At 48.8% G+C, this 14,236-nt stretch carries 5 protein-coding genes; 1 reads left to right on the top strand and 4 read right to left on the bottom strand.

Going from position 1 to position 14,236, the window contains the following annotated elements:
- Nucleotides 1-124: 124 nt before the first annotated feature.
- Together BM082_RS21075 and BM082_RS21070 are read right to left on the bottom strand one after the other, a co-directional pair.
- On the bottom strand, nt 125-2,773 hold the full coding sequence (locus BM082_RS21075; protein WP_074928508.1) for a hybrid sensor histidine kinase/response regulator: 2,649 nt from the start codon (nt 2,771-2,773) through the stop codon (nt 125-127).
- A 13-nt stretch (nt 2,774-2,786) separates the two neighbouring features.
- The gene (locus tag BM082_RS21070) at nt 2,787-3,662 is read right to left on the bottom strand and encodes a phosphate/phosphite/phosphonate ABC transporter substrate-binding protein (RefSeq protein ID WP_017015197.1); all 876 of its coding nucleotides are present in this window, start codon (nt 3,660-3,662) and stop codon (nt 2,787-2,789) included.
- 299 nt (nt 3,663-3,961) lie between these two features.
- Here BM082_RS21070 and metC point away from each other — a divergent pair, with 299 nt between their 5' ends.
- On the top strand, nt 3,962-5,152 hold the full coding sequence (gene metC / locus BM082_RS21065) for a cystathionine beta-lyase (protein ID WP_017015198.1): 1,191 nt from the start codon (nt 3,962-3,964) through the stop codon (nt 5,150-5,152).
- Nucleotides 5,153-5,304: 152 nt separating this feature from the next.
- Here the strand turns inward: metC and BM082_RS21060 are convergent, their stop codons facing one another.
- Complete coding sequence (locus tag BM082_RS21060) at nt 5,305-5,928, bottom strand: thiol:disulfide interchange protein DsbA/DsbL (protein WP_017015199.1); 624 nt, start codon at nt 5,926-5,928, stop codon at nt 5,305-5,307.
- A 213-nt stretch (nt 5,929-6,141) separates the two neighbouring features.
- On the bottom strand, nt 6,142-14,236 hold an 8,095-nt coding region (locus tag BM082_RS21055; RefSeq protein WP_074928506.1), incomplete at its 5' end, for a VCBS domain-containing protein.

The raw sequence follows: 14,236 nt of genomic DNA, 5'->3' as shown, positions 1-14,236 counted from the left end.
GGAATAAATAAGCTAATTAATGGCTGCTCTTCGGGCGAGTTGACTGACGCTGCGATCACAACGTCAGTTAAATTCGCTGAATCCTGCATCTTCAGGTCGTTTGGGTATAAAAGTGCTGTGTGTTTTATGACTGCGCGTTATTAGCGAGAAGCGCTTGTCGTGCTCTGCAAGCTTTTATCAGCGCTTCGGTCAGATCCTCTCTCACAATGGGCTTGGTGAGGTAACTGTCCATGCCTGCTTCTATCGCACGATTGAAATCTTGGCGGCCAGCGTGAGCGGAAAGGCCGACAATGCTGGCTGGTGGAATCTGATGCTCATGTTCATAACGTCGTAATTGTTGGGTGAGTTCATAGCCGTCGCGATCTGGCATGGAAACATCTGTCAGCAGAATATCAAAGGGGCGATGTTTGTATTGCTCAAAGGCTTGCTGCGCATTAGACAAAAACTGAATATTGGGTTCAAGCTCAGAGAGATAAACCCGAATAACTTCACGGTTGTAAGAAATGTCATCCACCACCACGATGGACATTTTCTTGATTTTATCAGGGAATTTCGGTCGATAACTGTCTGATGACGGCTCCAACATCGGCAACGGTTTTTGGTTTAAGGCGTGCAGCACTTCTCGCAGCAACACGTGCATACGAATAGGTTTTGATATTAGAGTAATGCCTGCATCATCAGTATGTGGTGTTCTGTCTTCAATATGAGGTGTCACACCGATCACCGGGCAGGTAATGGAAGGCGGCAGACTCACATTGTTTGAGAGCAACACGATGGCGACGTCATAACGCGTTTGCCCTTTGGATATACTTTCTGGGTTGTTCAAGTATTGGATGTTGGCACACCAATGTGCGAAATATCGGTTGAAAATGGCACGGTGCAAAGGGTCTGCATTGATAATGGCGATATTTTTACCATCAAGGGCAAATTTGGTGGAGCGGTTCTCGCCGAGCAAAGGAAGACGGATGGTAAACCAGAATTGGCTACCATGATTTTCTTTCGATTCGATGTGCAGCGTGCCGTTGAACAGCGTTAACAAGCGCTGTGTGATCGCAAGCCCGAGCCCTGTGCCTTCATACCTGCGAGATGTTGTCCCATCTACCTGCTGGAAAGCGGTGGTAATGTCGTTGATTTTTGATTCTGGAATGCCAATGCCTGAGTCTTCAATGCAAAACGTATAATCGACGCGGTTCTTGGCAAGGTCTTCGGAGCCAGTAACGATGAGCTTAATGTATCCGTGTTCGGTAAATTTCACAGCATTCACGAGCAGGTTGTTGAGTATTTGCCTTAACCGAAATCCGTCGCCATAAGCTTCCATTTTCAACGCAGGGTCTATATCAATGGCCAGCATGAGATCTTTCTTCGCCGCATCAATGGAAATCATGGTCATGGTTTCTTCAACCACTTTTCTCAAGCAGAAATACTCTTCTTGGAGCGATAGTTTCTGTGCTTCTAGTTTTGAAAAATCGAGGATGTCGTTGAGCAGGTAGAGAAGATCTCTGGCAGAGGAGTTGATGATATCGGTGAAACCCTGTTGTTCTCGGTTAAGCGGTGTTTCTTGTAGCATGTCAGACATGCCGATAATACCGTTCATCGGTGTTCGAATTTCATGGCTCATATTAGCGAGAAATTCGGATTTTGCTTTGGTGGCGGACTCTGCTCGGGTTACCGCCTCTTTGAGCTTGGTTTCAAACTCGTGGTTGTCGGTAACGTCTCGCACGATAAAGGCGAGCCTTTCCACGTTACCTGAATAGTTCTTTATCGGGAAAACCGTAATTTCCGTCCAAAATGCCACGTTTTCGTGATTCAGACACTGCGCTTTTACCATGGCAATGCTGGCGTTCTCAATCGCGTCTGAAATGCAATGTGCGGGGGAGGTATCCATGCTTTGCCTGAAGAGTAATGGCATGATCCTTTTGTTTAAAATGCCATCTTCTTTGTAACCAAATATTTTGCTAAATGCATGGTTTACACGCTGAATTTTGCCTTCTTTATTGGTGACCAAAATGGCCTCATGACTTTGCTCTACAATTTCCGCCAGCATCATGTTTTGGTCTGCCAGCACCTTGTAGCGATTTTTCTCATGAGAAATCTCGGTATAGGAGTGGTCAAGTGCTATCGACATGTCATTGAACGCACGTGTTACCTGCGCCACTTCGTCGTTACCTTTTACTGGAACAGTATCGCCAGGCCCATTTTCTGAAATGCGTTTTGCGCCAGTTTGCAGTTTCAAGAGTTGCTTGGTGAGAAGCGAACCAAAGGCCAATGAGAAAAGTGCTACCAACACAATTTCGAGTGCGGCAATCGCGACTGCGTATTTTTGAGCGTTGTAAAGCAGTGCATTGAAGGAAGATACATTCAAACCGAACTCAATTTCTCCCACCTTCCATTCGTCTATCACAACATTCGTGCGGATATCGTAAATGTCATCCTCGGATTCAGAAGGGCGTTGGTCATAGTTTGGTGTGTGCTTATCGTCTGGCAGGGATGATGCACCGGCAAGGAGTCTGCCTTCGTCATTTTTTACGTTGATATAAACAATGTTTTTGTTGGCGATGGCGTCTTGCGTGAATGCGTTCAGATTAGCGAGATCAGTCGATATGATGGCATCGCGAGTAGCAATAGCAAATGTGCTGGAAAGCAACTCACCATCTAATTCAATTTGTTGTTCGTTTGAACCCCGTAACCAATTCAAACCTGAAAAAACCAGTATTGCGAGCAATACCAGTTCGATCAGGGCGATACCTATGATGGTTTTTAAGCGAAACGACATACGTATCGTCGTGTTACTTTGGGGTAATGACGGAAATATTTAGCGATCTTACATCATCCCAATCGCTGTCTTTTGCGGCCTCGAACCCTTTCATGTTGAGCGTTTTGAGCGCGGCTTTACCTTTTTTGGTCTCACTAAGTTCAAAGAAGGCCTGAACGATTTTCTGCCTTGTTTCTTCATTTAACGAAGGATGCGCTGCAATGGCATGCGGGGTGAAGCCTTGGGTGATATGAAGAACATTCAACTGATTTTTTGTTTCGTCTGAGCTTGCGCCAAGGGTTCTGACAATACCGCCTCCCGCATCAAACAAACCGTCGGCAACCGCGAGGTAAGAGGAATCATGAGAACCGACGTAATGAGGTGTAAAGGATATGCCTTCGTTGTTCAGTACTGCTTGTGTAAGTAACGTCGCCGCAAATGCAGCTGGGGCAGGAAAGGCAATATTTTTACCATCTAGGTCGGTGAGCTTTTCAATGCTTTCTCCTTTCTTTACCACCAATATGCCTTTAATGCGTTTGTTTTTAGCGTGTACCAGTGCCGAATAGCCAGGTGCCTCGTTGAATACCGTAAAGTGATAAGGGTTCATGTAAGCCACGTCATATTTGCCTTCTGCCAGACGTTTCTCGAATTCAGGTATGTTTGGCGCGGTCGCGAAACGAAGCGTTAACCCAGAGTACTCACTGATTTCTTTGAGCAACGGTCCCCAATTTCGAATGAGCTTGGCAGATGATTGTTGAGGCACAACGCCGAACACCAAGACGTTTTTACCTTGGCTGTTAATCGTGCTATGAGCGGGAAGGCTGATGAGCCCGAAAAATAGGGCAAAAATAAAGGGCACCCAGTTGAGGGTTAACGCTGTCTGCTGGCATCCTTTACTGATTGATCTCATTAACTAACTCTCATTCCCAGATTGATATGCAATAAATATAGTACACAGTCTCATTTATGATGTTTTCCGTCCTGGTGATGAAGGCTGGCTCTCACCATCAACGCAAATGGTGAATGGAGATGTCTTATGGTCATGGTGTTAGAAAGCACGACTTAGTGTTGAATCATGCACATAAGATGACTATTGAAAGACGATATCGCGCTGCATTCGGGGCGCTTCTGAGGTACTCTGTTGCCATCATGGAAAGAGGAATAACGGCTCTGAGAGTCGGTTCAAAGGTTAGGGAATAAGGAACAACTATGTCGTCTGAAAAACTTAATACAACATTGGTCTCTGCGGGACGTGATAAGCGATACTGCCAAGGCAGTGTTAACAGTGTTATCCAACGCGCTTCATCCATTGTGTTTGACTCTGTTGAACAGAAAAAAGCGGCGACAGCGAAACGTGGTGAGGGCGAATTATTTTATGGACGTCGAGGCACGCTAACGCATTTTTCATTTCAAGATGCCATGACGGAATTGGAAGGTGGAGCTGGGTGTGTATTGTATCCATGTGGTGCCGCTGCCATTGCGAATACCATACTTTCTTTTGTCAAAACTGGCGACAACGTATTGATGACGGGCGGTGCTTACGAGCCGACCCAGGCCTTTTGTGACGACATTTTGGCGAGCCTTGGTGTTTCAACCACCTATTACGATCCTATGCTTGGCGAAGGTATCGGTGAACTGGTTTCTCCATCGACGAGCGTGGTGTTTCTTGAGTCTCCAAACTCTATCACCATGGAAGTGCCAGACATTCCCGCCATTGTGCGCGCCGTGCGCGCGAAGAACCCAAATGCTGTGATCATCATGGACAACACGTGGGCGGCCGGTGTGTTGTTTAAGGCACTGGACCACGACATTGATATTTCGGTGCAAGCGGGCACGAAATACATCATTGGCCATTCGGATGCCATGATAGGCACTGCGGTTGCCAATGCGCGCACATGGGAAACCTTACGCGAACGTTCTTACCTCATGGGTCAAATGGTCGATGCGGATACGGCGTACATGGCATCTCGCGGTTTGCGCACTTTGGGTGTGCGCTTAAAGCAGCATCATGAAAACAGCGTTGCGATTGCTGAGTGGTTGAAAGCACGTCCTGAAGTTGCACGTGTGAATCACCCTGCCGTGGAAGGTTCTATCGGACATGAACATTTTGTGCGTGATTTTTCCGGTGCCTGCGGTCTGTTCTCGTTTATTCTGAAAGACAAACTTTCAGCTGAGAAAGTGGCGAACTTCCTCGATAATTTTACCCATTTTAGCATGGCGTATTCGTGGGGAGGTTATGAGTCACTGATTCTGGCTAATCAGCCTGAAGAGTTGAATGCTATCCGGCCTGCGGGCCCTGTCGATTTTGAGGGCACGTTGGTTCGCCTTCATATTGGCCTCGAAGATGTGGAAGATTTGATTGCCGATTTGGACGCGGGTTTTGCGCGATTAGCGCAGTAATACTGTTGACGCCAAAGAGACCATGTAGAAATGAAAACGGCGCTGATTGCGCCGTTTTTGATCGTTAAGAGCTTTGATCTTTTAGAGCTCTGATCTTTTAGAGCTTTGATTTTTAAGAGCTCTGATCTTTAAGAACGGAGATAGAAACGTGTTTAATCCGCTTTATTCAGCAGCATTTTCAGTGTTGCACCTAGCTCTTCTGCACTTTCGTGTGCGCTGGTATTTACCACATATTTGCCTTTCACCAAGAAGGTAGGTACCGAGTTAATGCCAGACTGCACGGTCAGCGCATCGGCTTGTTCAATGGCAGTAAACAATTTGGCTTGTTGCGCTTCGTCCAATTCATAAGGGCTTGTTAGGCCATATTGTTTAAACACGTCACCCAACAGGCGTTTGTTATCTTCAGCGGAGTCGGTTTGTTGTTCCTGAACATACTGAAACAATGCTTCAACCAAGTCTTTTGGCGGGTTGCCGTCTTCTTGGGTGCTGGCAGCGTAGTAAATCAACGCAGCAAAGGTGGCGCTTTCGTTGAAGGTAACGTGTGCTTTACCAATTTTGACGCTGGCTGCTTCTTCAATCGCCGGAATGGCGCTTTCCATTGAACGGCAATGGCCGCAAGAAAGGCTGAACACTTCGGTTACAGGTGCAAGATCGGCAACCTTCACAGGCGTTTCAAGCGTGGTGTATTTTTCTGCTTGGTTTGTTGGTGCGTCATCGCTGCATGCAGATAGGGCAAAAACAGCAAGAAGCGGCACGAAAAGTTGTTTAAGTTTCATTGAAAACATTCGCCTAGGTTGTCGAGTCGACGGCCTGATGACCGCAAATAAGGTGGGATTATATCGTGCGTTGTGTGAAAGGGGCAGGGGTAGAATGTAAACCTTCGTCAACATAAAGAAAAAAGCCAGTCAGGGGGCTGACTGGCCAAGGTTAGCGCAAGGCGCTTCTTAGTTGAGCGCTATTCGGAGCAACACTTATGGTAAATAGAGACGCTAGTCGATGATCACCTTAGATTGCGCGATCATGGCGTCGATGACAGAAGAGCTGACTTGTTCTGATGTCATGCCTGCAATGTCGACGCTGTAGGCATCTGCCATGTTTTCAACACTCATGTTGTCGAACACCACTTTTTGATCGACGTTGCCATCACCTTGAGAAGAAATGCTGAGTGTCGCGTTGCCTTCACCGTCGTCCATCAAAGAAAGATAGCTTTCCATGCTCTCGGTTGCTTCCGTTTGAACGAGGTCTGACAAATTAAGCGCATCATTTTGTGTGTCGAAGTCAGTGATATGGTCTGTTGCAGGTTCTGACGCCGATCCTTGGTCGCCGCGTAAGAAAGCAAACGTATCTGCCCCCGCACCGCCAGCCATGGTGTCATTACCTTCACCACCCACAAGAATGTCATTGCCTAAACCGCCGTCCAGGATGTCATTCCCCCCATTGCCCAAGATTAAATCGTCTCCAGCTTGCGCGAGGAGCACATCGTGGGCATCGCTTCCAGCGATTTTGTCGTCACTATCACTGCCAGTGAAAGTGATGTCGTCTAACGAAATGACGTCTGACATGCTCTCACTGGTCATCGAATGTGAATTTACCGCCAAGGCCGTTTCTGAACCACCAATGGTGATGTTCACATCTGTTTGTGTGACACCGTCAGATGCGGTTAGCGTGATCACTTCCGTGACAACGTCGTTGTGCTGAAGGTGCGAGGTTGAATCTGGGTTGAGGGTGTAGGTCCAGCTTCCGTCCACCAATTCTAGTGAGCCGTAGCTGCCTTCTACTGTGTTGTTAGCAAAGTATGGCGAATCTCCAGCATCCACATCCGTCAGTGATAGTTGACCTGTTACTGATGCTGCTGCAGCCGCTGTGTCCACTGCAATATCGTCATAGGACATTGTTCGCCCCTGATTAGGTGTGTCGCGGAGGTAATCCATCGACATTCCAGGGGTGATTTCAGGGCCGTCGATCTGAATGATCATCTTACCCTGTTCATTCGAATCATATCGGAACGAACCATCGCCATCTAAATCGACATCTAGAACAGCGAAGCTATAGATGTTGCCGCTACTGTCTTGGTAGTCGAGTTGATAGTCATAGGTGGCGTTATACATGACACCACCAATTTCGACTTTTTGGCTGGTGTCTTGTACGTATTCATTTCGATAATTATCACCATCCAATGTGTCATCTTGGTCATAGATACGTATCGTCTGACCCGATTGGTTAAAGTTGAGTGTGGGCTCATTACCGTAGTACTGCATGTCACCGCCACTAAACGAATAACCCTCGTTCAGGATGAAACCATTGTTAACCTCAATGAAGTCATTGGAAACAGGTTCAGGTGCCACAATGGCAGCACTGTTTGTGCCCACCACGAACGGTGCATCATCCGTCCCTTGTACCGTGACTTCGATGTTTTGCGTGGTGCCATCTGACGCTGTGAGTGTGATGGTGTCTTTCACCGAGGTACCCGTATCGAGTTCTTGGGTTTTCTCGTTATCAACAGTGTAAGTCCAGACGCCATCGACTAAGTCCAATGAACCATACTGTCCCGTTACTGTGGTGTCTTGGAACTCTGGTGTGTCGTCTGAATCAACGTCTGTGATCGATATGGAACCACTGATAGAGACGGTGTCACCGAGGTCTCCCTCGTTAACGACGCCTGTAAACACGCCGCTGACCACTGGTGCGTCATCTGTGCCCGCAATCGAAATCACGATTTCATGTTGGCTACCGTCAGAAGCGGAGATAACGATGGTATCAATGGATTCCTCACCCGCTGCTACAGCAAGTTCAGGATCCAATGTGTATGTCCACTCCCCATCGACCAAGGTCAATGATCCGTACTCACCTTCAACGGTCGTATTCGGCAAGGTCGGCGTTTGGCCTTCATCAACATCAGAAATGGTAATTGAACCGCTCGTGGTAATATCTTGGGCGACGTCTTGACTTGCATTGACCGTAAAGACCACATCATTGAAGTCGCGATCTCCTCCCCCGACGAGGTCTTCCCAAGACGAATTATTGCCGGAATTGGATTCGTAATCGAAGCCGTTGCCATTTTTCGATGATTCTGAGACCAAGGTGGTTGCTGATGCTGAACCTTGATAGGCCGTAACGCCGTTGCTGCCGAAGCTTAGTGTGACTTCGCCAGCGTCAAAGCCTTTCGCATCACCGTTAGGAATAAGAAATAGACCGACTTTCTCTCCGCCTTCCGTATTGAAATCTGCACTGGCATTGTTGACGTCATGAGCATCATCAAAAATTATTTCAGCACGTAAAACATTGCCTCCAGCATCAAGGACATAGTACCCAAAACTATTGTGATATCCGGCATTACTGGTGATGTTACTGAAATCGAGCGTCATGTTGTCACTGCCGCTCGCATCCCATGTGCCATCACTACCACGACTGACAGATGTGTCGACGAATGTTGGTTCGACGTTAGAGATTGAGCCTGTCATATCCCCGCTGACTTCTGAGGCTTCATCAACACCAGATACTGTGATGTCAATGTTTTGCGTGGTGCCATCCGTTGCGGTGAGCATAATGGTATCTGTGGCTGCTTGATCTTCTCCTAGAGACTGTGCTTTCTCCGTATCAACGGTATACGTCCATTCACCATCAACCAATGTCAGGGAGCCATACTCGCCTTCAATGGTTGTGTTCTCAAAGACTGGTGCCTCTGCTGCGTCCGTATCCGTGATGTCCAGTGTACCAGAAACCGTTGCTGCCTCCTCAATGTCAGCATAATCAAGGCTGTTGATGTTTTGGTATGATCCCGGAACGAGACTCAATGATGTGTCTGGTGTGATTTCAGGCCCATCCAGTTGAATCAACACTTTTCCGCTTTCTGTGCCGCTAACAGCATTGCTGCCATCACCGTTCATGTCGACATCGACCACTGCAAAGGTGTAGGTGTTACCTACTCCGTCTTCATAAGAAAGAGAGTAATCTACGTTTACGCTGTAATCCTCGCCGTCCAAAATGATGGACTGCGTTTTGTCTTCGCTCGTCTCATTTTTGCTGTCGTCACTGTTGAGTTGGCCATCATTATCAACAATTTGAACGGTGACACCGCTATCACTGAAGTTGAGTTCCGGTGGGAAACTCCATGTGACGAAAGAGCCACTTTCATAATCGACATTTTGATCCATGACAAACGCATTGCCGATTGTGATGTTTTGTGAACTGTTGGCGGTGACTGATGCTGATGTGTCACCCGTGACAACGGCAGCGTCGTCAGTGCCCGTTAGACTGATTTCAATGTCTTGTGAGGTGCCGTCAGACGCTGTCACTGTGATGGTGTCAGTGGCGGCTTCACCTTCCGTGAGAGACTGAACGGCGTCAGAGTCGACGGTGTAGGTCCACTCGCCATCAACCATGGTCAGTGAGCCGTATTCACCGGCGATGGTTTCGTTTGTGAAGGTTGGCGTTTCGATGGTGTCTGGGTCAACAATGTTGAGTGAGCCAGAGACGCTTTGTGCGCCCACATCTTCAGTGATACTACCTGTGGTATCGCCCGTGATTTCAGAGGCATCGTTTGAGCCTGTGACTGAGATAACGATGTCTTGGGTTGTACCATCAGTCGCCGTCAGTGTGATGGTGTCGGTTTCGACCTGATCTTCCCCAATAGATTGTGATTTCGCTTCATCTACTGTGTAAGTCCATACACCCTCTGTGAGGGTAAGTGTTCCGTATTCTCCTTCGACAGTGGTGTTTTCAAAGGACGGTGAATCATCGCTGTCTGCATCGGAAATACCGAGTGTGCCAGACACCGTAATGTCTGAGTCGTTGCCAAAGTCGAGTTTGACCGTTGTTGATTGACCATCGCCATCGACAAGGTAGTAACTGCCATCGGATGTTTGAACAATAACCGGTGGTGTCTTGTCATTCTCTATGCCGGTGACCGTGGTTTGAAGCACCAAGTCGCCCGAGTCATTGATGGTATAGAGATCAACCCCTTCCGTTGCGTTTGGCATGACAAAGACAGGTTCGCCATCTACGTATCCGGCAGATGACATATACGCACCACCACCAGAGACGGTGTCAGTCAGTGTCATTGAACCATTCGCACCGACTTCAAATATAGAGGCGTTGTCGCTGCCATCGCTTGATGCAATCGCGTATGTCGTGCCATCACTTGTTTGATAGAAGTTAACGGAATTTCCATTGCTGAGATCAAGAGGCTGGCTGTCTACGAGCGTCAAGTTTCCTGAGGCACTGTCAACGGAATAGATATTGATGCCATCATCACTGCTGGATGCGAGGAAGGACTGACCATCAACGGCAATAATATCGACCCCTGACACCAAATCACCTGCCGCAATCGAATTGCCTGTTTCAGCGAATTCGCCCGTTTCAGGGTTATAGGTAAGCGTGTCGACCGAGTCCCCTTGAGGGCGTGCGACGAAGACATACTCTGTGCCATCATCCGCTTCAAAGGTGACGTTTTCACGGACAATGCCCGTCTGTGAGTTACCGAAGGTGAGGCCACCGTTCAGTGACAAGGTACCGTCGCTAGAGATTTCCCAAGCGGAGAGAGAGCCGCTGTTCTGTGATGTAAGGAATAACGTATCTTGGCCATCAATGTTAGACACATTAGATTGTGTCAGGCCGTTCCCCATCGCGCCGACAGAAACGCCTTCATTTTCAATCACATCTGTGATATCACCGCCTGACGTCGACGTTACGGTACCTGCGGAACTGTCGTAGAAAATACGGTCTGTTTCGGTCAAAGAACCATCATCCTCTACGCGAGAGATGATAGTGGTGCCGTCATAGCCGAACGACGTTGAAATCACATACGGGACACCATCGATGGTGGTACTGGTTGTATTCCAAGCACTATTGCTATCACCCGTGGTTACCTGTCCTGATTGGATGTTTCCACTCTCAGACGTATTTAGGGTAAAGCCATCGGTATCTACGCTTGCGGTAAACGTTCCTGATACTTCAGCGGCATCGTTTGTGCCGGTGACGGTGATCGTAATGTCTTGTGTCGAACCATCTGACGCTGTGACAGTGATAGTATCCGTCACTTCTTGGTCTTGATTAAGCGATTGGGCAGCGTCTTGATCGAGTGTGTAGGTCCACGCGCCATCTACCAAGGTTAAGCTACCATACTCTCCGCCTACCGTTCCGTCAGGGAAATTAACCGGGTCGCCATCAGGATCGACAATGTTTAGTTCGCCCGTTGCGGTTGCAACATCTCCGATATCACCTTCAGTGACCTCGCCAGAAAGGGTTCCCGTTATTTCAGACACATCATCCGTACCGGTGACTGAAATGACGATGTCTTGGGTCGTACCATCGGTTGCCGTCAACGTAATAGTGTCAGTTGCGACCTCATTACCCCCGATAGATTGTGACTTCTCAGGGTCAACGGTGTAGGTCCATTCACCGTTTGTAAGGGTCAGCGAACCGTATTCACCGGCAATCGTGGTGTTGTCAAATGCAGGGGTATCACCGCTGTCGGTATCAGTAATATGTATTGTGCCTGTCGCTGAATCTATTGTTTCAGTGACGAGGCCCAGACCAACATTATCGATGATCGCCCCAATACTGTCTGATGCACCTTCACCTGAAATCGCTAAAGTCAGGCCTTGCGTGCCTTCGGGTACTGCAATATCAAAATCGAGATTGCCAATTTCACTTACCTGAAGGTTGTTATCCACGTAATGCGTGAAAAGCACGTTTCCATCTTGATCGAGCACCTGTACTTCAAAATCACTTGAGTTTTCGGCTCGGCTACCGTAATCGAAACTCAGGTTTAGGGTGATATCACCTTCATTGGTTAACTGACCAACGCTGACATCTTGCTGAATCGTAATGTTATTGTATGCGTCTAACTCTACTGATGAGTTTGTGTTGTCTCCGCCTCCGAAAAACCCTTGTTGCAGCTCCATATTTTCTGCACCTGGCGTGTACCACCCAGGCACATCGTCGTCAGCGACTATGTTCCAACTTTGGCTTTGATCGTTGCCGTATGATTCGAAATCGCCATTAACAAGCAAGTTGTCTCCGATTTCTCTCGATATCTCAGCATCAACACTCCCAGTGGCTTGACCAGAAACCTCGGCGCCATCATCTGTGCCTGTTACGGTGATCGTGATGTCTTGTGTTGTCCCATCAGACGCTGTGACGGTAATGGTCTCTGTTACTTCTTGATCTTGATTGAGCGATTGGGTGGCGTCTTGATCGAGTGTATACGTCCAAGCACCATCTACGAGGGTTAAGCTGCCGTATTCACCGCTGACATTCGCATCAGGGAAGTTAACAGGTTCGCCATCAGGGTCGACAATGCTCAGTTCGCCCGTTGCGGTTGAAACATCGCCGATGTCACCTTCAGCAACAGTGCCTGTCGTTGTGCCCGAAATTTGAGCAGCATCGTCGGTGCCAGTTAGGGACACAACGATGTCTTGTGTTGTGCCATCAGAGGCGGTCACCGTAATGGTATCTGTAGTCGTTTCGCCTTGCCCGAGAGATTGAACAGCTTCGCTATTGACGGTGTAGGTCCATGCGCCATCAACTAAGGTCAACAAGCCGTATTCACCCGCCAAGGTGTCATTTGGAATCGTTGGGGTGTCACCGGTGTCCGCATCGGTAATGGTGATGGTGCCAGAGGCTGTTTGCGCACCCGTATCTTCAGTGATGCTAGCGGTACTATCACCGGTGATAACTGCCGCATCATCTGCGCCTGTCACATCCACCGTGATTTGTTGCACCGTGCCATCGGATGCCGTCAGTGTGAAGGTTTCTTGCTCGGTTTGATTGTCATTCAGTGCATCGGCTTTAGACGGATCGACCGTGTAGGTCCAGTTACCGTCAGTGAGTGTGAAGGTACCGTAATCGCCGTCGAGAGAGACATTGTCGAAGTTTGGTGTGTCGCCGTCATCGACATCAGTGATAGAGAGCGTGCCAGAGACACTGGTTTGTGGCGTGTCTGCGCCTAAATCAATGCCGCCAGAGGTCACGCCACTCACCACAGCAGCATCATCACTGCCCGTGACCGTAACCGATATTTGGTGCTCAGAGCCGTCAGAGGCCGTCACTGTAATGGTGTCGGTTGCGGAATCCCCGTCACCTAAAGACTGTGCATTGTCTGAGTTGACCGTGTAGGTCCACTCACCGTCAGTCAGTGTCAGGCTACCGTATTCGCCTTCAATCGTGCCGTTTTCAAGGGTCGGTTGTACTGCCGCATCTGGGTCGCTGATGTTGATTGAGCCGGAGACAGATGCATCGCCGCCTTCAGCAACAGACGCGCTCAAGTCGCCTGTGACAACCGCGGCATCGTCGGTGCCTTCAACGGTCACGGTGATTTGATGGGTTGAGCCATCAGATGCCGTGAGGGTGAAGGTGTCGTTTGCCGATTCCCCGTCTGGCAGGGTTTGTGCGCTTTCGGCGTTAACCGAGTACGTCCACTCGCCGTCAGTCAGTGTGAGGCTACCGTATTCCCCTTCGATGGTGATGTTATCGATGGTAGGGTTTTCACCGTTATCCACATCACTGATGCTGATAGAGCCCGACACTGTGGTGCCTTGGTCAGTGGTGCTGCCAGCCGTGTCGCCTGTGACGACAGCGGCATCGTCAGTACCCGTGATGGTAATGACGATGTCTTGGGTGGTGCCGTCTGATGCAGTGACCGTGATGGTATCGGTCGCGGTATCACCGTCAGCCAGCGATTGGATCGACGCGCTGTCAGCGGTATAAGTCCAAGCGCCATCAACCAAGGTCAGTGACCCGTATTCACCCGCCAAGGTGCCATTTGGAATGGTGGGCGTGTCACCGGTATCAACATCGGTAATAGTGATGGTGCCAGAGGCTGTTTGCGCACCAGTATCTTCAGTGATGCTCGCTGCGGTCTCGCCCGTAATAATGGCAGCATCGTTAGTGCCTGTGATCGTAATCGTAATATCTTGCGTCGTGCCGTCGGTTGCAGTCAGGGTAATGGTATCAGTGGCTTGTTCCCCTTCACCCAACGATTGGATATTGTTTTGATTGGCCGTGTAAGTCCATTCACCCTCAGTCAAGGTTAAAGAACCATATTCGCCTTCAACGGTGGTATTCTCGAACTCAGGGGTATCT

The organism is Enterovibrio norvegicus DSM 15893, from assembly GCF_900115495.1.
Lineage (GTDB): Bacteria > Pseudomonadota > Gammaproteobacteria > Enterobacterales > Vibrionaceae > Enterovibrio > Enterovibrio norvegicus.
This window is presented reverse-complemented; position numbering and strand designations above follow the sequence as displayed.